This is a genomic window from Microtetraspora glauca, from assembly GCF_040656155.1.
GTDB classification, from domain to species: domain Bacteria; phylum Actinomycetota; class Actinomycetes; order Streptosporangiales; family Streptosporangiaceae; genus Microtetraspora; species Microtetraspora glauca.
Genome location: NZ_JBFALK010000014.1, coordinates 52,912 through 72,633, shown reverse-complemented (window position 1 = coordinate 72,633; position 19,722 = coordinate 52,912). Strand labels below are relative to the sequence as shown.

General features: G+C 69.9%; 18 protein-coding genes. 11 read left to right on the top strand and 7 right to left on the bottom strand.

Annotated elements, in window-relative coordinates; translation table 11 throughout:
- Nucleotides 1-125 precede the first annotated feature (125 nt).
- The 6 genes from AB0I59_RS24655 (at nucleotide 126) to AB0I59_RS24630 (ending at nucleotide 5,824) form a co-directional block, all read left to right on the top strand.
- Nucleotides 126-1,181, top strand: coding sequence for a sigma-70 family RNA polymerase sigma factor (locus AB0I59_RS24655; protein WP_061254010.1), 1,056 nt, complete (start codon nucleotides 126-128; stop codon nucleotides 1,179-1,181).
- Nucleotides 1,182-1,269: 88 nt separating this feature from the next.
- Nucleotides 1,270-2,421 carry a methyltransferase gene (locus AB0I59_RS24650; RefSeq protein WP_358136378.1) on the top strand — a complete coding sequence of 384 codons (1,152 nt, stop codon included), beginning with the start codon at nucleotides 1,270-1,272 and terminating at the stop codon, nucleotides 2,419-2,421.
- 78 nt (nucleotides 2,422-2,499) lie between these two features.
- The gene (locus tag AB0I59_RS24645) at nucleotides 2,500-3,216 is read left to right on the top strand and encodes an ABC transporter ATP-binding protein (protein WP_358136375.1); all 717 of its coding nucleotides are present in this window, start codon (nucleotides 2,500-2,502) and stop codon (nucleotides 3,214-3,216) included.
- Complete coding sequence (locus AB0I59_RS24640; protein ID WP_061254013.1) at nucleotides 3,213-3,935, top strand: ABC transporter permease; 723 nt, start codon at nucleotides 3,213-3,215, stop codon at nucleotides 3,933-3,935. Before AB0I59_RS24645 ends, AB0I59_RS24640 begins: the two co-directional genes overlap by 4 nt.
- Complete coding sequence (locus tag AB0I59_RS24635) at nucleotides 3,929-5,179, top strand: sensor histidine kinase (protein WP_358136371.1); 1,251 nt, start codon at nucleotides 3,929-3,931, stop codon at nucleotides 5,177-5,179. Before AB0I59_RS24640 ends, AB0I59_RS24635 begins: the two co-directional genes overlap by 7 nt.
- A 3-nt stretch (nucleotides 5,180-5,182) precedes the next feature.
- A complete protein-coding gene (locus tag AB0I59_RS24630) occupies nucleotides 5,183-5,824 on the top strand; it encodes a response regulator (protein WP_061254015.1) in 642 nt (213 codons plus the stop codon).
- A 394-nt stretch (nucleotides 5,825-6,218) separates the two neighbouring features.
- Here AB0I59_RS24630 and AB0I59_RS24625 read toward each other — a convergent pair whose 3' ends face one another.
- From AB0I59_RS24625 to AB0I59_RS24605, 5 genes are all read right to left on the bottom strand, one after another.
- The gene (locus AB0I59_RS24625; protein WP_358136368.1) at nucleotides 6,219-7,922 is read right to left on the bottom strand and encodes a tetratricopeptide repeat protein; all 1,704 of its coding nucleotides are present in this window, start codon (nucleotides 7,920-7,922) and stop codon (nucleotides 6,219-6,221) included.
- 379 nt (nucleotides 7,923-8,301) lie between these two features.
- Nucleotides 8,302-8,943, bottom strand: a complete 642-nt coding sequence (locus AB0I59_RS24620; protein ID WP_358136365.1) for a response regulator — start codon at nucleotides 8,941-8,943, stop codon at nucleotides 8,302-8,304.
- Nucleotides 8,936-10,099, bottom strand: a complete 1,164-nt coding sequence (locus AB0I59_RS24615) for a sensor histidine kinase (RefSeq protein WP_358136362.1) — start codon at nucleotides 10,097-10,099, stop codon at nucleotides 8,936-8,938. Before AB0I59_RS24615 ends, AB0I59_RS24620 begins: the two co-directional genes overlap by 8 nt.
- A 7-nt stretch (nucleotides 10,100-10,106) precedes the next feature.
- Nucleotides 10,107-10,802, bottom strand: coding sequence for an ABC transporter permease (locus AB0I59_RS24610; RefSeq protein WP_061254019.1), 696 nt, complete (start codon nucleotides 10,800-10,802; stop codon nucleotides 10,107-10,109).
- 12 nt (nucleotides 10,803-10,814) lie between these two features.
- Entirely contained in the window at nucleotides 10,815-11,726 is a 912-nt protein-coding gene (locus AB0I59_RS24605; protein WP_061254020.1) for an ABC transporter ATP-binding protein, read from the bottom strand.
- A 434-nt stretch (nucleotides 11,727-12,160) separates the two neighbouring features.
- Here AB0I59_RS24605 and AB0I59_RS24600 point away from each other — a divergent pair, with 434 nt between their 5' ends.
- The 3 genes from AB0I59_RS24600 (at nucleotide 12,161) to AB0I59_RS24590 (ending at nucleotide 14,265) form a co-directional block, all read left to right on the top strand.
- A complete protein-coding gene (locus tag AB0I59_RS24600; RefSeq protein WP_358136358.1) occupies nucleotides 12,161-12,334 on the top strand; it encodes a hypothetical protein in 174 nt (57 codons plus the stop codon).
- A complete protein-coding gene (locus tag AB0I59_RS24595) occupies nucleotides 12,331-13,272 on the top strand; it encodes a hypothetical protein (protein ID WP_358136355.1) in 942 nt (313 codons plus the stop codon). Before AB0I59_RS24600 ends, AB0I59_RS24595 begins: the two co-directional genes overlap by 4 nt.
- Nucleotides 13,273-13,443: 171 nt before the next feature.
- Nucleotides 13,444-14,265, top strand: coding sequence for an alpha/beta fold hydrolase (locus tag AB0I59_RS24590; protein ID WP_358136352.1), 822 nt, complete (start codon nucleotides 13,444-13,446; stop codon nucleotides 14,263-14,265).
- Nucleotides 14,266-14,416: 151 nt separating this feature from the next.
- On the opposite strand, the gene AB0I59_RS24585 is transcribed toward AB0I59_RS24590, so the two are convergent.
- Together AB0I59_RS24585 and AB0I59_RS24580 are read right to left on the bottom strand one after the other, a co-directional pair.
- The gene (locus AB0I59_RS24585) at nucleotides 14,417-16,828 is read right to left on the bottom strand and encodes an ABC transporter permease (RefSeq protein WP_358136349.1); all 2,412 of its coding nucleotides are present in this window, start codon (nucleotides 16,826-16,828) and stop codon (nucleotides 14,417-14,419) included.
- Nucleotides 16,828-17,532, bottom strand: a complete 705-nt coding sequence (locus tag AB0I59_RS24580; RefSeq protein WP_061254024.1) for an ABC transporter ATP-binding protein — start codon at nucleotides 17,530-17,532, stop codon at nucleotides 16,828-16,830. The genes AB0I59_RS24585 and AB0I59_RS24580 overlap by 1 nt, the downstream gene beginning before the upstream one ends.
- Before the next feature lie 87 nt (nucleotides 17,533-17,619).
- Here AB0I59_RS24580 and AB0I59_RS24575 point away from each other — a divergent pair, with 87 nt between their 5' ends.
- Nucleotides 17,620-18,315 carry a response regulator transcription factor gene (locus tag AB0I59_RS24575; protein WP_358136345.1) on the top strand — a complete coding sequence of 232 codons (696 nt, stop codon included), beginning with the start codon at nucleotides 17,620-17,622 and terminating at the stop codon, nucleotides 18,313-18,315.
- Nucleotides 18,308-19,399: a sensor histidine kinase gene (locus AB0I59_RS24570; protein ID WP_358136342.1), complete on the top strand. Its 1,092-nt coding sequence runs from the start codon at nucleotides 18,308-18,310 to the stop codon at nucleotides 19,397-19,399. The genes AB0I59_RS24575 and AB0I59_RS24570 overlap by 8 nt, the downstream gene beginning before the upstream one ends.
- The last annotated feature ends 323 nt before the right edge of the window (nucleotides 19,400-19,722 follow it).

Here is a 19,722-nt window from a genome sequence, read left to right as displayed (position 1 = left end):
TCGGCCCCGCGGGTGAACCATGCGGGCCCGGCACGGCGTCCGGTCGACGTCATGGGCGTCCTTCTCGTGGGGCGGTAACGGCCGGTCGAAGGGGAGACTCCCGCCGTGGGGCAGAATCGTCGCTCGTGAGCGACGTTTCTTCCGCACGGTCCGTGAACACCGCGGCGGAGGGCGCCGAGGATCCCGATCTGGCGCTGGCGCGTGGCGGGGACGGTGGCGCGTTCACCCGTCTCGTGGAGCCGCTGCGCCGGGAACTGCACGCCCACTGCTACCGGATGCTCGGTTCGGCTCATGACGCCGACGACGCCCTGCAGGACGCCCTGCTGCGGGCGTGGCGGGGGCTCGCGCGCTTCGAGGGCCGCGGCTCGCTGCGCTCGTGGCTCTACACCGTGGCCACCCGTACCTGCCTGGACAGCGTCGAAGCCCGCGGCAGGCGGGCACTGCCGGTCGACCTCGGCCCGTCCAGCGACCGCGCCGTGGTCGGCGACGCGCCGCTCGTCGACGTCGCCTGGCTGGGCCCCTACGCCGACGCCGGTCTCGGCGACGGCCCGCTCGCCCCCGACGCGCGCTACGAGCAGCGCGAGGCCGTCGAGCTCGCCTTCGTCGCCGCCCTGCACCACCTACCGGGCAACCAGCGGGCGGCGCTGCTGCTCTTCGAGGTCCTCGGCTTCTCCGCCGCCGAGATCGCCACCATGATGGACACCTCGACCACGTCGGTGAACTCCGCCCTGGCGCGAGCTCGCAGGATCGTCGCGGAGAAGGTTCCCTCCCGCACCCAGCAGCGGACGCTGCGGGAGGTGGGCGACACCCGCGTGCGGGAGATCGTCGCCGGGTTCTCCACCGCGCTCGAACGCGGCGACGCCGACGCCATGGTCGCACTGCTGACCGAGGACGTCACCTGGTCGATGCCGCCGCTGGCGTCCTGGTACCACGGCCTGGAGGCCGTCGCCGACTTCGCCATGCGAGTCCCGCTGACGGGATGCGGCTCCTGGCGGCACCTCCCGACCAGCGCGAACGGCCAGCCCGCCGTGAGCTGCTACCTCTGGAACGACGACGCGGGCGCGTACCTCGCCTGGTCGATCAACGTGCTGACCCTGCGCGGCGAGCGCATCGCCGAGATCACCTCGTTCCTCGGCCCCGACCACTTCACGCCCTTCGGGCTGCCTGCCTCGCTCCCCTGATCCGGCGACGCGAGCATGCCCGACCAGGTCCCCGGCCAAGGCGCCGGATTACCTCGCGCGTCGCGTGACTCGCTAGCCTGGCAGCGCAATGAACCGTTTGACGACGTCGAGGGGTGACTTCGACCTCGCCCGCTTCCCCGAGGATCCCCGCGACCCGTTTCGCGCCTGGGACGCCGCGGACGAGTACCTGCTGCGGCACCTCGACGGGATCGACGGCGAGCGGCCGACCGATCTGTCAGGCCGCGTGGTGGTGCTGGGCGACCGGTGGGGCGCTCTGGTCACCGCGATCGCCGATCACCGTCCCGTACAGATCACCGACTCCTTCCTCGCCAGGGAAGCGACCCGGGCGAACCTGACACGCAACGGCGTCGACGCGGACCCGACGCGACTCCTGACGACCCGGGACACTCCCCCGGACCGGATCGACGTGCTGCTGATCCGGGTCCCCAAGAGCCTCGCACTCCTGGAGGACCAACTGCACCGCCTCGCACCCCACGTGCACGCGGACACCGTCGTCGTCGGCGCGGGAATGGTCACCGAGATCCACACCTCGACCCTCAGGCTGTTCGAACAGATCCTCGGGCCGACCAGGACGTCACTGGCGGCGAAGAAGGCCCGGCTCATCTTCTGCTCCCCGGATCCTCGGCTCACCCCGGGCGCCAACCCGTGGCCCCGACGCTACGCGCTCCCGGAGGGCGTCGGAGCGGCCTCGGGCCTGACCGTCACCAACCACGCCGGCATCTTCTGCGCCGACCGCCTCGACATCGGCACCCGCCTCTTCCTGCGGAACCTTCCTCACCGCCGTGGCCGTGAGCGCGTCGTGGACCTGGGCTGCGGCAACGGGGTGGTCGGGATGGCCATGGCGTTGGAGAACAGCGAAGCCGAGGTGCTCTTCATCGACGAGTCCTACCAGGCGCTGGCTTCCGCGGAGGCCACGTGCTCGACGAACATCGACTCTCCGGTGGAGTTCCTGGCGGCCGACGGCATGTCGGGCGTGCCGGCCGGGACGGTGGACCTGGTGATGAACAATCCGCCGTTCCACACCCACCGGGCGACGACCGACGCGACGGCCTGGCGCATGTTCCACGGTTCGCGGGCCGCGCTCCGCCGGGGCGGGGAACTGTGGGTGGTCGGCAACCGGCACCTCGGATACCACGTGAAACTACGCCGGCTTTTCGGCAACTGCGAGGTCGTCGCCAGCGACCCGAAGTTCGTCGTGTTGCGGGCCGTCAAGCGCTGACCGATGAACGGTGATGGGCCGACCCCATCAACCGTTCGGTTGATTTCGGAAGCGCCGCCCGCCGGTGATTCTCAGAACATGACAGTCATCGAGATCGAGGGCCTACGCAAAAGCTACAAGTCCGGCAGAGCGCTGGACAGCGTCTCCCTGAAGGTGGAGCACGGCGAGATCTTCGGAATCGCCGGCCCCAACGGCGCGGGGAAGACCACGGTCGTGGAGTGCGCGTCGGGGTTGCGGCGGCGGGACGGCGGCACGCTGCGGGTGCTGGGGCTGGACCCGCAGAGCGACCGGCGCGAGCTGGCGCAGCGCATCGGTGTCCAGTTGCAGGAGGCAGCCCTGCCCGACGCGATCAAAGTCGGTGAGGCGTTACGGATGTACGCCTCCTTCTACGACGCGCCCGCCGACTGGCGGGAGCTCATGGACGAGTGGGGCCTGGCGGACAAGAAGCGCGCCGGCTTCGCGAGCCTGTCCGGCGGCTGGAAGCAGCGGCTGTTCGTCGCGCTGGCCCTGGTCGGCAACCCGGAGGTCGTCTTCCTCGACGAGCTCACCACGGGCCTGGACCCCTCCGCCCGCCGTATGACCTGGGGTCTGATCCGCAACATGCGCGAGCGCGGGGTCACCGTCGTGCTGGTCACCCATTTCATGGACGAGGCCGAGGCGCTGTGCGACCGCATCGCGATCATCGACCGGGGCCGCGTCATCGCCGAGGGCAGCCCGCGCGAGCTGATCACAAAGGGGCGATCCGATTCGCTGGAGGACGCGTACTTCGCGCTGACCGGAAGGGAAACGGCATGAAAGGCATCACGAACGTCACCGCGGTCGAGCTCAAACTGATCATGCGTGATCCGATGTCGGCCTTCTTCGCGCTGGCCTTCCCGGCGATCATGCTGTGGGTCAAGATGCGCAGCGGCAAACCCCTGCCGGGCGGGCTGCCGGCCGTCGACGCCACCGTGCCGATGCTGAGCGTCTTCGTCATCGGTCTGGCCGCGCTGGTCATCCTCCCCGCCACTCTGGCCGGGTACAGAGAACGCCGGGTGCTGAAGCGGCTGCGCGCCACTCCCGCCTCGCCCACCATGCTGTTCAGCGCCCAGTGGGCCGCCCACATGCTGCTGGCCGCGCTCGGAACGATGCTGTTGATCGTCATCGGCCTGGCCGCCTACGGTCTCACGGCACCCGCGAACGCGGGGAACGTTCTCCTGGCGTGGATCCTCAGCGCGCTGAGCCTCAGCTCCATCGGCCTCCTCGTCGGCGCGCTCGTCCCCAGCGGCCGCGCCGCGACGGTGATCGGGCTGAGCCTCTTCTTTCCGATGGGCTTCCTCTCCGGCGCCATCATCCCCCGCGAGACCATGTCCGGCTCGATGCGCGCCATCGGCGACCTGACCCCCATGGCCCCCGCGGTCCAGGCGATCCGCGACGGCTGGGCCGGCGACGCGATGTCCCCGATTACCCTGGGCGTCATGGTCGCGATATCCATCGTCGCCGGCGGCGTCGCCCTCAGGGCGTTCCGGTGGTAGCCACCGGCGACCCCGCCGCCTCGCGCTGGGATCGTGTCTGGCCCGTCCTGCTGTACCTCTTCATCCTGATCCCGACGGCCTTCGCCCTGCTGCGGGACTGGAGGCCGGAGGCGCTGGCCCTGGCGTCACTCGTCGGAGCCTGGCACTGGTTCATGGTCACGTCGCGCCCCGGCCGGATCGAGAGGCCGGTGGCGCTGATCACCTACTTCATCGTGATGCTCGCCGTCATCGGGGCACTGATCAGAATCGACACGCTGTTCACCGTGACGGCCCTGGCGATGTTCATCCAGTCCTTCACCCTGATTCCCGGGTGGTGGGCGTACGGAGGGGTGGCCGCGACGGCCGGTGTGCTGGTCGTCGCCCGGCCCGAGCAAGGGCGGACCCCGAGCCAGATGCTCTTCTCCTTCCTCGTCGCGCTGCTGGTCGCCTCGGCGATCGGCCTGGTCAGCCACGCCATCCGCGATCAGAACGAGAATCGCAAGGTGATGATCGCGCAGTTGCGGGAGGCCGGCGCCAAGCTGGCCGAGCTCGCGGAGGAGAACGCGCACCTGCAGGCCCAGCTTCTCACCAGCGCCCGCGAGGCCGGCGTCCTCGGGGAACGGCAGCGGATGGCCAGGGAGATCCACGACACCATCGCGCAGGGTCTGACCGCCATCTGCACCCAGCTCGAAGCCGCCGACAACACGATCGACGACATCCCCGCCACTCGCTCCCGCCTGAACACGGTGCGCACCCTGGCCAGAGAAAGCCTGAACGAAGCCCGGCGATCGGTTCAGGCGTTGCGTCCGGCGCCGCTGGACGAGGCCCAGCTCGCCACCGCCCTCCACGACATCGCCGGAAAATGGTCGCAGACCACCGGCGTACCCGCCTCTGTGTCCGTCACCGGCGACCCTCGGCCCCTGCACGCGGAAGTGGAGATCACCCTGCTACGGGTGGCGCAGGAGGCGCTGGCCAACATCGGCAAGCACGCCGCGGCCACCAGGGCCGGACTCACTCTGTCGTACATGGAGGACGTCGTGGCGCTGGACGTACGTGACGACGGCGCCGGCTTCACTGAGGCGACGAGCTCCTCGAGCGAGGGCGGCTTCGGACTCATCGCGATGCGTCAGCGCGTCACCCGGCTGGCCGGCGACTTCGCGATCGAGACGGCCCCCGGCCAGGGAACGGGGATCTCCGCCACCATCCCAGCCATCCCGGCCGCCTCGGATCCGGGATCGTCTAACCGCTCCGGAAACGCGATGTGAGACATGCCGATTCGTATGATCATCGTGGACGACCACCCGGTCGTCCGTGACGGGCTGCGCGGGATCTTCGCCGACGACGATGCCTTCGAGGTCGTCGGCGAGGCGGCCGACGGGCCGGAAGCGCTCGTCGTGGCCATGCGGACCGACCCCGACGTCGTGCTCATGGACCTGCGGATGCCGAAGATGAGCGGGGCGGAGGTCATCCGCCGGCTGCGCGAGGCGATGCCCGGCATCCGCGTGCTGGTCCTGACCACCTTCGACGACGACGCCGACGTCCTGCCCGCGATCGAGCAGGGTGCCACCGGCTACCTCCTCAAGGACACCCCGCGCGCCGACCTGCGCCGCGCCGTACAGGCGGCGGCCCGCGGTGAGACGGTGCTGTCCCCCTCCGTCGCCGGTGTGCTGACGCACCAGGCGCGCAGGCCGGAACGGCAGACGCTGCTGAGCCGCCGGGAACTCGAGGTGCTCGGGCTCATCGCCCGAGGCGCGACCAATCGTGAGATCGCCGCGAAGCTGTTCATCACCGAGGCGACGGTGAAGACGCACCTGCTGCACATCTTCGCCAAGCTCAAGGTGAATGATCGAGCGGCCGCGGTCGCGGCGGCATACGAGACCGGCCTGCTCAAGCCGGCCACCGACACCTGACAGGCGCGCCACGCGCGTCTCGCCGGGTGTAGATGACCAGCATGCACAGCGGGATGACGCCCCACTCCTCCAGCAGCGGGGCGATCAGGGTGCCGGGGCTCGATAAGCGCCCCGGAACTATCGAGCTCCGGGGACGCGCACCATTCGTTTCATTCGGGGCATGTCACCGGGCAGCCCTCATAGGTGACCGGACCCGCGTTCAGGTGGCTTCGATCCGGCCGACCGCATGGCTCACCGGCCCTCAAAGAAATGGGTCCTTCCAGCAGCAGGTTCAGCGTCTCCTTCAGCGCGAACCACGGCAACGGGCCGACTCACGGCCCGCAGTCGCGCGCCCGACACGAGGTAGAGCCGGGATGCCGGCCTGGAACCGGCGCCGGCTACGCCCCGGTCCGCGTCAGCCGGCCACGGCGCGACGGCAGCGGTCCAGTGCCGCGCGCAGGTCGCGTCGCAGCGCCCGGTCCAGGCCGGGCTGGGCGAGCGCGTGGGCGAAGTCGCGGGCGGCCTCGTCCCACCGCTCCAGCCGCATCAGCGCCGTACCCCGGTTGTAGCGGGGCACCGGCGCCGCCGACAGCTCCACCGCCCGGTCCAGGTCGGCCACGGCGGCGGTCACGTCACCGCGTTCGAATCGCACGGCGGCCCGGTTCGTCCATGCCTCGACCAGTTCCGGATCCCGGGCCAGAGCCCGGGTGAGCAGGTCGTCGGCCTCGGCCAGGCTGCCGCGCTCCGAGCGGATCAGCCCGAGGGTGCACAGCAGCGCGGGCTCCTGCGGGGCCAGCGCCAGCCCGGCCCGCGCACCCTCCTCGGCTGCGTCGAGCGCACCGCGCTCCACCTGCAGGTTGACCAAGGCGATCCGGGCGTCGAGGTGCCCGGAGTCGATGGCGAGTACGCGCTCCAGGTCGTCACGCGCCGACTCCAGTCGGCCGCGCTCCTGCTGAAGCACGGCCCGGTTGTAGTACGCCTCGGGCAGGTGCGGTCCCAGCCGGATCGCGGTGCCATAGTCCTTGATCGCGGCCTGGAACCGACCCGCCGCACGGTGCAGGGCGGCCCGGTCCACGTAGTACTCACAGTTGCCGGGGTCGTGCGCGATCACGGTGTCGAGGTCGGCCAACGCCTGCGCCGGATCGCCCAGGGCCAGGTGCACCTGCGCCCGGTTGTGGCGTAACCGGGCCAGGTCCTGCGGGCGCTCGCCGGGGGTGAGCACCGCCGTCAGCCGGGCCAGCCCGTCGTCGATCAGCCGCAGCGCGCGGGCGGGCTCACCCGCCTTGCTGTCCAGCAGCGCCAGCCCCTGCTCGTAGAAGACGGCGGACAGCACCCGCTGCCGTGGGTCGTTCAGTCCGGCGGCGAGGTGGAGCGCCTGTTCCAGCCAGTGCCGCGCCCGCGCCGGGTTCTGGTCGGCTGCCGGCAGGTGCCTGGCGTACAGCATGGCGGTGGCGTACGCGGCCGACATATTGATCTTCGGGTCGTCAGTGGCGGCGCGCGCCTCGTGGTAGAGGTCGAGCGCCTCGGCGGCGCGGTCCAGCGCCGCCAGCGCGGTGGCCAGACCGGTGGTGAACGCCCACCAGTGCCGCAGGTCGCCCTCCGGGGTCACCGCGGCGCGTCCACGCCCGGCGATGTGGGCCGCGTGGTGGTAGAAGCCGCGGGCCAGGCTGTCGCCCAGGGCCGTGCGCATCGCCTCCGGCGTCTGGTCGGCCGCTATCGGCTTGCGGGCGCCGCCGTCGCGCAGGTCCAGACGCACCGGGGACGACCCGATCCGGCGGACCAGCACGTCCAGCAGCTCGCGGGTGGTCTCGTCGGCGTCGGCGACGTGGTCGAACCGGACCGTGACCGGATGCCGGAGCGTGCCCGCCCAGGCCGCCACGAACTCCGCCGCGCCGTAGGCCAGGCAGGCGGTGCGCCGGGCGGGATGGAACCGGATCGGCTCCTCCTCGGCGGCCGGTCGCGCCGCGTGGTCGAGCCAGGGTGCGATGGCGTGCAGCTCAACCTTGTGGCGGGACGCAAGGCGCGGACGGTCGGCGGCGATCCGGCCGAGGAAGGCCCCGACCCCGGCGTACGGCCCGTGGTCGCGGTGGCAGTCGTAGCCCTCCGGTTCACCGGTCACGGCTGGGCCGACCGCCGCAGGGGCGGGCGCCCGGGAGCGCCCGCCGTGCCGGCAACTACCAGCACCACTCGATCCAGAGCCGGCGGGCGCCGGACAGCAGGCGCAGCGTGCTCTTGCGGCGGATGGTCATCTTCCTCATGGACACCTCCGTGTGATCCACTTCAGGACTGGCCAGAGCATAATCCGGCTTAACCGAAATATGTAGACATCTCGCGATCACACTGGCGTGATCAGGCCATGGTCGGTCTGGGCAGAATGCGGCGAACAGGGCGATCACACTGACGGGCTGCCGCCACCAGGGGCCGGGGATCGGCCACGCGGTCCTCCGTGTGGGCTTTGTGGCCGACGTTGCCGTCAGCGTTGCCTGCGCCCGTCCCGGTCAGCCGTTGTCGAGAGTGAGCAGGCCGCGTCGGAAGGCGACGGCGACAGCGGCCGCCCGGTCGTTGACGCCGAGTTTGGCGTAGATGTGCAGCACGTGGCTCTTCACCGTGGCCTCACTGATGAACAGGCGCGCGGCGGCTTCGCGGTTGGTGGCGCCCTCGGCGATGAGGTGGAGAATCTCCAGTTCCCGGGCGCTCAGTGGGTCAGCGGGCGCGCGGACCTGGCCGAGCAGGCGGGTGGCAACCGACGGGGACAGCACGGCTTCGCCCCGCGCCGCCGTACGAACGGCACGGACGAGCTCGTCCCGGCCGGTGTCCTTGAGGAGATAGCCAGTGGCCCCGGCCTCGATGGCGGGCAGGACGTCCCTGTCGGTGTCGTACGTGGTGAGGATGAGGACGCGGGCCGCGATGCCCAGCCTGGCGAGTTCTTTGATGGCCGAGACACCGTCCATCCTGGGCATGCGGAGGTCCATGAGGATCACGTCGGGGTTCAGCGCCCGCGCGAGTTCGACGGTCTGGGCGCCGTCTCCGGCCTCGCCGAGCACCTCGAAGTCCGGGTCGCCGACGAACATGCCGCGGATGCCGTCCCGGACGATGGGATGGTCGTCGGCGATGAGCAGCCGGATCGGGGTCTCAGCCACGTGCCACCGCCGGAACGCTCGCGGAGATCGCGGTGCCGACACCGGGTTCCGACTCGATCTCCAGCGTGCCCGCCAGGCGGCAGACCCGCTTGCGCATCGAGGTCAGGCCGAAGCCGCCGCCGTCGCGGACACGTTCGGGATCGAACCCGGCGCCGTCGTCGCGCACGTCCAGGGTGACCACGTCCTCCATGTACGACAGGGTCAGCCCGACACGGGACGCACCGGCGTGCTTGGCCGCGTTGGCCAGGGCCTCCTGCGCGGTGCGGAGCAGCGTCTCCTCGACCTCCGGATGCATGGGACGGACCGTACCAGTGGTGGCGAAATCCGCACGTACCCCGTTGAGCTCACCCCACTGAGTGACGACGTCCCTCAGTGCCTCGGGCAGTGGCGCCGCCTCCAGCTGGCCGGGTCCCACCGCGTGTACGGAGCGCCGGGCCTCGGCCAGGCTTTCCCGCGCCAGCCGTACCGCGTTGTCCACATGACGCCGCCAGTCCTCGGTCCGCTGCGCCGCCTGGAGCTGGGTGATGATGCCGGTCAGCCCCTGGGCGAGGGTGTCGTGGATCTCGGCCGCGATGCGCTGCCGTTCGTCGAGCACGCCCGCCTCGCGGGCCTGGACGAGCAGTTGGGCGTGCAGTCCCGCGTTCTCCCGCAGCGCCTCCTCGAGCTGCGCCACCATGCGCTTGCGCTCGTCGCTCCGTTCGGCCGTGATCTCGCCGACGAAGCTGAACAGGCCGACCCCCGCCACGATGGCGGCGGTGAAGAAGAGGTAGGCGAGGATTCCGGACGGCGTGGGATCAGGCGGACCGCCGTTGTAGGTCGCGACGCTGATCGCCGCCGTGGCGGTCACCCCGGCGAACCGCCACCTTCCCTTCAGGTACTGCCAGGAGTGGAGGTGTCCGGTGAAAGCGAAGAAGCTCGCGAACCACATCCCCTGCGTGCAGAGCGCTCCGATCAGCACCACCAGCCCTGCCACGTAGACCGCGACTCGCGGCATCAGCCAGATCCAGGCGGCGGCGAGCGCGGCCAGGCCGAGCGTGACCCACGACCTGCCGTCGGTGAGCAGGGAGAGCACCGTGGAGGTCAGCAGCAAGACGTACGGCGCCGCCGCCATCTGGCGCTCCAGGAGCCGCTCCCATCGGTCGAGCCGCCCGGTCATACCTCACTCACTCCCAGCGGAAGAACCTGGCCGCGGCGACGCTGATGACCACGGCGTATGCGGCCATCACGCCAAGCAGCAGAGGGCTGGGAGCGCCGCCCGCCCAGACATCCTGCATGCTCTGCCGGAAAGCGCCCAGAGGGGTGTACTCCCCAATGCGGGCCAACATATCGGGCATCTGATCCGTCGGCTGCATGAGCCCGGCGAGGTACGCCATCGGGAAGTACAGCAGGACGCCGATCCCGTTGGCGGCTCGGCCGTTCGGGGCGAGGGCCGCGATGAGCAGGCCGACAGCGAACATGGCCGCCGTGCCGAACAGGAAGGTCAGCACACCGGGCAGCACCCGGGTGGGCAGGTGGGCGCCGAGGACGGTGCCCGCGACGGCCAGCAGCAGGCCGCATGCGGTCAGCGCGAGGACGAGCTGCAGGAGCAGCTGCACCACCAACAGGTTCGCCGGGCGTACCGGCGTGGTCGAGAGCCTGCGCAGGATGCCCCGCTCGCGGTAGGTGGCCATGGTGGTGGGCAGCAGGTACAGACCCACGAGCCCCACGGCGATCGCCAGCGCCATCGGCAGGAGCACGGTGTCTCCCGGCTCGATCGAGCTTCCGAAGACCACCAGGATGAACAGCGGGATGAGCAGCGAGAACACCGCCCCGGGTTCCCGGGTCAGCAGCTTCAGTTCGACGACGGCAAGCTTGGTCATGGTGGTCCTCCGTCAGTGGGTAGAGCCGAACGAACGGCCGGTCAGAGCGACGAATGCGTCGTCGAGGGTGCGCTTGTCGATGCGCAGATCGCCGACCAGGATGTGGTGGCGGGCGAGCTCAGCGGTGACCGCCGTGGCGAAATCACCCCTGCCCGTGACGACCACCCGGTTTCCCGTCCTGGTCACGCCGGTCACCCCGGGCAGCCCACCCAGCTCGACCATGTCCCCCGCCATCAGCGTGAACCGCATCTGATGCTCGGCGTCGATCCCGTCGACCAGCCCGGCCGGGGTGTCGATCGCGACGACCGTGCCGCGGTCGAAGACGGCGACGCGGTCGCAGAGCTCCTCCACCTCGTCCATGAAGTGGCTCACCAACACCACCGTCACGCCGCTCGCCCGCACCTGCTTGATCAGCTCCCAGGTGGTACGGCGAGCCTGCGGGTCGAGCCCCGTGGTCAACTCGTCGAGGAACGCCACCCGCGGATTACCCACCAGCGCCAGCGCGATGAACAGCCGTTGCTTCTGGCCACCGGACAACTTCCCGAAGCGGGCATTGCGCTTGTCCGCCAGCCCCCACTCCTCCAGCAGCTCACGCCAGTCCCGCGGCTTGGCATAAAAGGAGGCATACAGGTCGAGCGCCTCCCACACCTTGATGTTCTCCGGCAACTGCGTGTGCTGGAGCTGCACCCCGATCTGCTCGCGCACCTTGCGCCCGTCCTTGACCGGGTCGAGCCCAAGCATCTTGATCGACCCGCCGTCGGGCCGCCTCAGCCCCTCCACGCACTCCACGGTGGTGGTCTTGCCGGTGCCGTTCGGCCCGAGGATGCCGAAGATCTCGCCCTCCTCCACGGAGAACGACACCCCGTCCAGAACTGTCAGGTCCGCGTACCTCTTGCGGAGGTCTGTGACTTCGATGACTGCCATGGCTCAAGCATCTTTCGCCTGCGCCCGGGGCGAATCGATCTGCCGGCCATACTCATCCGTGAATGCGGCTGACCCGCAAATCCACCGATCGGTGGATACCGCCGCGGCGCCGTGCCGTACATTCTCGGCCGCGATCGGCACGTCACAGCCGCCAGGCTCGGGTCGTACCATGTGGACGTCGTCGTCACCCGCCCGACGACTGACAGACGACGCACCGCCGTCGCCGCCGCATCAGGCGAGAGCCACGGACCCGGGTGGCACGGTGGCCGGCTCATAGGTGAACGCGTTGCGCGCGGTGGCCGGGGAAACGAATCCATGCCTGCCACGACCAACGCACACGTCGTTGTCTTCAGGGTTTTCATGCCCTTCTGTCGCCGTAGGGGACATCACCGGTTCATAGAACCCATTTCCCCCTCTTTTCCGACAAGTTCGGCGTGAGAGAGTTCATCATCCTGTCCGCGGCCATGCTGCGACGCCCGGATCTCGCCGAACCGGCGACGGGCGAGAGGGCCCAGGGTGCCTTCCCCACCCACGTCGTCAGCCGGGACGCGCCGGCCGGATCCCGTGACACCTGTCTCGACCGCCTCGCCGGAGGACAGACCTCATGAACGCGCCCCGTCTCGCGTGGCCCGCACGCGTCCTCGCCCTCTGCTTCGCGCTCGGAGCCGCCGTCTTCCCCGGGTTCGGGACGGTGGACCTCGCGGTCCCCATCGTCGCCCCGTCGCCCTCGTTCATCCAGGCGGCGGTGCTCGAGGGCGGCTGGGGGCTGGTGCTCTCCCTGCTGGTGGCCGTGCCGTTCTTCGTCATCTTCCTCAATCCCGCGGCGCGGGCCGCGGCTCTCGGGGAAGTGGTCGTCGTCGGGGTGGTGATCGGGCTCACCGGAGTACTCTCCGGCCGACCGGAATTCCTGACCGCCACCGCCGCCCTGGGACTTTGCGCGGGACTGCTCGCCGCCATGCTCCGCGGCTGGACGACCACGGGCCGACCTCAGGCTTGGCATCTCGTGCTTGCCGCCGTCCCGTTCGCGGGAGCAGCCACGGCTCTGGTGCTCGGCGCAGCCGTCTCGGCGGCGTGGCTGGGCGTCGTGGGCGCTGTCGTGACGCTCGCCGTCGTCCTCAGCCGATGGGGCGCCATCCCGGATTCCCGCTCCCCGTTGCCGCTGGTGCTCGCGACGGCGGCGGCGCTTCCCTGGACCTGGTACGCCGCCGACATGATCGGGGCCGCCTCGGAAGGCCGCGAACCGATAGATATCACCATGGGGCTGGACCATTGGCCGATGCAGGCAGCCCTGGGTATCACGCTGATCGCGTTGGCCGCCTGGGGTCACCCGATTCCCGCGACCACGTCGGGTATCGCATCGATGGGCTTCGGTGCCCTCGCCATGGCCTACCCCGACCACGCGGCGAGCCCCGGCACGATCTGGGGCGTCGCAGCCCTTGTCTGGGGTCTGACGGTCCTGTCGTGGGGACTCCTCCGCCGTGGAGCCGCCCGGCGCCAGGATGCTACGAGGGATCGGAAGGAGACACCGCTGACGACGCACCGGTGACCGTCTCGCGGCGATCTTCGCCATGGGCACCTCAGAGTTCATACTCGCCGGCCTGCCGGACATCGCCTCAGATCTCGGGGTGCCCGTGGGCGGCCGGTGATCCTTCGCCCTGGACCGTGATCACGGAACTCCTGATCGCCTCGGCCGTTGGAAAAGATCAGGAGGTGTCCCATGGCAATCGTGGAGATCGGCGGGACCGCGATCGGATTCGAGGTGCACGGGCCCGCCGAGGGCGAGCCGGTCGTGCTGCTGGGCGGTACGAGCATGCCGCGCGGCGTGTGGAGCATGATGCAGCTCCCTGCGCTGGTCGAGGCCGGCTACCAGGTCGCGGCGGTGGACCCCCGTGGAGAGGGTGAGTCCTCCGCTCCTGACGGCGGGTACTCCGTCGCCGACCTGGCTGCCGACGCGGCGGGGGTCATGGAGCATCTGGGCTGGTCGGATGTGCGGGTGATGGGCTTGTCGCAGGGCGGATTCGTCACTGAGCACCTGGCGGCGAGCAGGCCGGATCTCGTTCGGGCCGTGGTGCTCCTGGGGTGCGCGGGTGCGACGACGGCGTACCAGCGGGCATGGTTCTCCGCGATGCGGGCCATGTTCGCCAACGGACCGGTAGCGCAGGAGTTCTATCTCGCCGAGAACCTCATGAACGCTCTTCCGGCTCAGGTGTTGCGCGACGACGACAGCAAGGTCAGCGCCTGGGCGGAACTGATCTCGGCGAAGCAGTGGGACACCCCCGGCGACCGAGGCCAGTACCTGGCGTGCATCGACTGGATGCTGGATGTGGACCATGCGGAACGGTGGCCGAAGATCACGCAACCGGCGCTGGTGCTCGCCTTGGAGCACGACCTCATGTTCCCGCCTCGGGCCGGTCGGGCCGCCGCCGCGCAGATGGCCAACGCGGAGTTCACGGAGATCATTGGGTACGCCCACGGTGGCGCGATCGAGGCCGGTGAGCAGATCACGCCGCTGGTGTTGGACTTCTTCGCCCGCGTGTAGGACCGGCGCGGCGCGGCACCGCCCCCGTACGCTTGAGCTGCCTCGATCGGCCGGTACGGCACCACGCAGGACGACTACATGTGGCCATCGCGTACACAGTGCCGCGCATGGCGGACTTCACCAGCCGCCGGCCAAACGATCGACGAAGGTGTCAGTCGAGGGAGAGCCCTGCGGCCGGAGTCACCCGGGCGGCCCGGCGTGCCGGGAGAACAGCGGCGAGGAGTCCGGCCAGGGAGGCGATGAGGACGACCACGCCGAGCGATAGCCAGGGGACGTGCATGGTGGCGTCGCTGAGAGCCTGCTTCACAATCGTCTCGTAGCCGACCCAGGCGAACCCGACGCCGATCATGGTGCCGAGCAGGGTGGCCACCACCGACAGCAGCACTGCCTCGGTCGCCAGCATTCGCCGCAGCTGCCTGCGGGTGAGCCCGAGCGCGCGCAGCATCGCGTGTTCGCGGACGCGTTCGAGTACGGAGAGCCCCAGGGTGTTCGCGATCCCGATCAGGGCGATCACGACGGCGATGCCGAGCAGGCCGAGCGCTGACCAGGTGTAGATTCCCAGCTGTTGGTCCAGCGACTCCCAGGTCCGCAACCCGTTCTCGATCGTCGCGCCAACCGGATCCGCCAACTCGTCCAGGTCACTGCCGAGTCGAGCCGGGTCGGCGCCGGAGGAGGCGCGGATCCAGATGGCATGCGGCTCGGGGGCGTCGGTGAGCGTCGCCAGCGTCTCGGGCGCGACCACGCCCGCCGGGCCCCAGCCGGTGCCGACGGCGACCTGCAACTGGGCTCGCCGGTCGCCGACGCGCACCGTGACCCGGTCACCGGGCCGGAGACTCAGGTTCTTACCGAATGCCTCGGAATCGATTCTGATCTTCCCCGGCTCCACCCGGGCGAACGCCCCGCCGTCGCGAGCCACGTGCGCCACGGCCGGCGCGGTGACAACCGGGATCGGTTCGTCGAGCCCGGCCACTCGGGCCACGGCGCCGTCCACTGAAATGGCCTGCTCCACACCCGGAGTGTGACGTACCCGGTTGAGGAGGTCAGTGGTGACCGGCTCCTTGGGTGAGGTGAGCGCGACATCGATGGGATGGTCCCTACCGATCTGCTCATCCAACGACGAACGCCACGTGGCCATCCCGGTGAGTACGGCGGTCGTCAGGGTGACGCCGACCAGCAGGGAGGCAGTGGTGGTGGCGGTCCGCCGCGGATCGCGCACAGCGTTCTTGGTCGCCAGCCGCCCGGCGGGGCCGAGCAGCGCGCCGGTGATCCCAATCAGGCGGGGAACGAGCACCGGCCCGAAGAGGAGCACGCCGGCGAACACCGATCCTCCGCCTGCCACCATGAGCGCCGTACTGTCCTGGACCATCGCCACCCCGAGCAGGGCCAGCCCGGTGACCAGGAGGATCGCAGCGAGCGCCGGCCGCACCAGGCCGGTGGCCGTGTGTACGTCGACCGCGGCATCCGGGCGCAGTGCCGCCAGCGGGCTCACCCGGACCACACGCCGGGTCGGCAACCAGGACGCGACCATGGTGACCACCAGGCCGACGGCGAATCCGCCCAGCAGCCAGAGCGTGGGCAACTCGGCGGCGCCCATCAGGGCGGTGGGCGTGAGGGCGTCGATCAGAGCGATCAGCCCGTAGCCGAGACCGACGCCGACCAGTGTCCCGGCCAGCGACGCGAGCACCCCGACGACGGCCGCCTCGCGGCGTACCGAACGCACCACCTGCCGCCGGGTCGCGCCGATGCAGCGCAGCAGTGCGAAGTCGCGGAGTCGTTGCGCGAACAGGATGGAGAACGTGTTAGAGATGACCAGGACCGAGACAAAGAGCGCGATGCCGACGAACAACAGCAGCATCACCGACAAGGTGTTCACCCTGTTCTGGACATAGGTCAGCCGCTCCGCGGCGAACCCCTCCGGCGACTGCGCCTTCGTGCCTTCCGGGAGCTGACCTACCTCCCCGCGCACCGCCACCGCGTTCAGATGGAGGTGGTCGCGCCACTGCAGCAACTGCGGCCAGGTGACGTACATCGATGCCTGGGCCGGGGGCGAGGGCGACTCCACGAGACCGACCACCTGTACGTCGCGCGCGGCGGCGCCCTCGCCGATCCGAACCCGGTCGCCGACCGCGAAATTTTCGGCCAGGGCGAAATACACGTCCACCGCCGCCTCGCCCGTGCGTGCTGGGAAGCGACCTGAGCTGAGCTCCTGCCAGCGCCACTCCTCCGAGGTGGCGATCGGCCCCACGGTCGTTTCGGAGATCCGCCGGCCGTTCGCGCGCGCCGGCAGCGTTGCCCGGCCGGTCGCGGCCGCGTTCTCACCGTGTCGCTCGGTGAATGCGATCGCGGCCTTCGGGTCCAGCTCGGACGATGGCCACCCCGCCGCCGAGACTACGTGGTCGGCATTGCGGTACGGCGCCCCCAGGCCGTCCATGAGTCCGCTATGTGCCCCGGACGTGAGCACGCCGACCACGACGACGAAGGCGACTGCGACGGCGACCGCGACCGCCGCTGCGACGTATCTGCGGGTGTGGGTGCGCAGCGATGCGAGGAAGACGGTACGCATCAGACGATCCGCCCGTCCTGCATGGTGACCACGTAGTCGGTGTACGCCGCCGCGTCCCGCTCGTGGGTGACCATCACGACGGTCTGGCCGAGCTCGCGCGCCGACCGGCGCAGGTGATCCAGCACCTCCGCCGACGTGGTGCTGTCCAGGTTTCCGGTGGGCTCGTCGGCGAACAGCAGGTCCGGCTCGGTGATCAGGGCCCGGGCGATCGCGACCCGCTGCTGCTGACCGCCGGACAGCTCCGCGGGCCGGTGGCCGAGCCTGTCGGCCACGCCGAGGATATCGGCGAGCATGCGCGCGCGCTCCCGTGCCGCGTCGTCGATCCGGCGACCGCCCAGCTCAAGCGGGAGCACGATGTTCTCGCCCGCGGTGAGCATCGGCAGCAGGTTGAACGACTGGAACACGAAGCCGATGTGCTCGCGGCGGAAGATCGTGAGCGCGTCGTCCTCGAGTGATCCGAGGGCGGTGCCCGCCACGGTGACGGTGCCGTCGCTGGGCCCGTCGAGTCCGGCCAGGCAGTGCATCAGCGTGGACTTGCCCGACCCGCTCGGCCCCATGATCGCGGTGAACCTGCCTCGTGGGAGGTCGAGGTCGATGCCCCGCAGGGCATGCACCTGGGCATCGCCTTGGCCGTAGGTCTTGGTCAGGTTCCGCGCGCTGGCGGCCACGGTTTCCTGAGTGGCCTGCTGGGTGGTGGTCGTCATGCCGCCAGTCAAGGCAGCGTGGTGTTGTCAGCACATATGCGGTTTTCGATACGCCGACGATATGCCCCGGCTCCTAGCCTCGGGAGCATGCGCGTGTTGATCGTCGAGGACGAACCCTACCTGGCAGAAGCCATCCGCGATGGCCTACGCCTGGCAGCGATCGCCGCCGACATCGCCGGTGACGGTGACACCGCTCTGGAACTGCTGAGCTTCAACGCCTACGACATCGCCGTCCTCGACCGCGACATCCCCGGCCCCTCCGGCGACGAGATCGCCAAACGCATCGTCGCCTCCGGCAGCGGCATGCCCATCCTCATGCTCACCGCTGCCGACCGGCTCGACGACAAGGCCTCCGGGTTCGAACTCGGCGCCGACGACTACCTCACCAAGCCCTTCGAACTCCGAGAACTCGTGCTCCGTCTCAGAGCACTCGACCGCAGGCGCGCACACAACAGACCACCCGTGCGAGAGATCGCAGGCCTGCGTCTGGATTCGTTCCGCCGCGAGGTCTACCGCGATGGCCGCTACGTCGCGCTCACCCGGAAACAGTTCGCCGTGCTCGAAGTCCTCGTCGCTGCCGAAGGCGGTGTCGTCAGCGCCGAAGAACTCTTGGAGCGAGCGTGGGATGAGAACGCCGACCCGATGACCAACGCCGTACGCATCACTGTCTCGGCCCTGCGCAAACGGCTCGGCGAACCCGGGATCATCGCCACCGTGGCCGGCGTCGGCTACCGCATCCACACGGAACCCGACACCGGACGTGAGGGAGGGGACCGTGGATAGGGCGCCCGGGTTGAGCGTTCGCCTCAAACTCACCCTCAGCTACGCCGGGTTCCTCATGCTTGCCAGCGCCTTGCTGCTCGCTGCCGTGTGGGTGTTCCTGCTGCGCTACGTACCCGACGGTTGGCCCGGCCTTCTCGGCGTAGCGCCCAACCGCTACCTCCTCTTGAGTACCTTCGCTCCGGCCGCGGCCGTCGTGCTGGCCTTCCTGCTGGTGTTCGGTCTGGTGGGAGGGTGGATTCTCGCCGGCCGGATGCTCGCCCCCCTGGCCCGCATCACGGACGCCACACGCAAGGCCGCGAACGGATCACTTTCCCACCGGATCCAGTTGGAAGGTCGCAAAGACGAGTTCCGCGAACTCGCCGACGCCTTCGACGCCATGCTCGTACGGCTTGAAGCGCACGTCGCCGAGCAGCGGAGATTCGCCGCCAACGCCTCCCACGAGCTGCGCACTCCGCTTGCCATCTCGCAGGCACTGCTCGACGTGGCCCGCAACGATCTGACACAAGACCCTGGCGAACTCGTCGACCGCCTCCACGCCGTCAACGCCCGAGCGATCGACCTCACCGAGGCACTACTCGTGCTCAGCCGCGCTGACCAGAGGTCCTTCACCCGAGAACCTGTCGACCTGTCCCTAGTCGTAGAAGAGGCCACCGAAACACTGCTCCAGCTCGCCGAGAAACGCGGTGTCACCATCGATACCTCCACTGACATCACCCCGGCCATCGGGTCGCAGGCGCTCCTGCTGCAGATGACGACGAACCTCGTGCACAACGCGATCGTCCACAACCTGCCCAAGCAGGGCACCGTATGGGTCACGACCAGCGTTCACCCCAAGACTGCGGTGCTCACTGTCGAGAACACCGGCGAGAAGCTCGCCCCACAATTGGTTTCCACGCTTGTCGAGCCGTTTCAGCGCGGCACCGAACGCGTACGCACCGACGACGCGGGTGTCGGCCTCGGCCTGGCAATCGTCAAGAGCATCACCCAAGCACACGACGGAACCCTCACCCTCACCCACCGCCCCGCCGGCGGGCTCCGCGTCACGGTGCACCTACCCGCCGCACCACCGCACACTGGCAGCTGACGATCAGGCCGCCCATCCCGGCTCACACCGGAAGACCCGTCGAGGAGCTGGGGCTGGAGAGCGCTTGAATGGTGCCCAGGGCGTGCCTCTGGCAGGGCACGTTGCCGTCGGAGTAGGCGGAGGACGACCTGTGCGCGCAGACGCCGCCGCCGGCTTCGGCCCTCAGGCTTGGGCCGCCGGATCGCCCGACGTCACCACCGGCCGCAGCGACACGTGTAGCCGCAGGTCACTCAGGTGGCACGTGGCTCAACGCGGCCACCGCGCGGTACCCGGCCATGGTGCTCGGGGCGTCGGCGGCCAAGCGCCTCGGCGTCGTCAAGGCC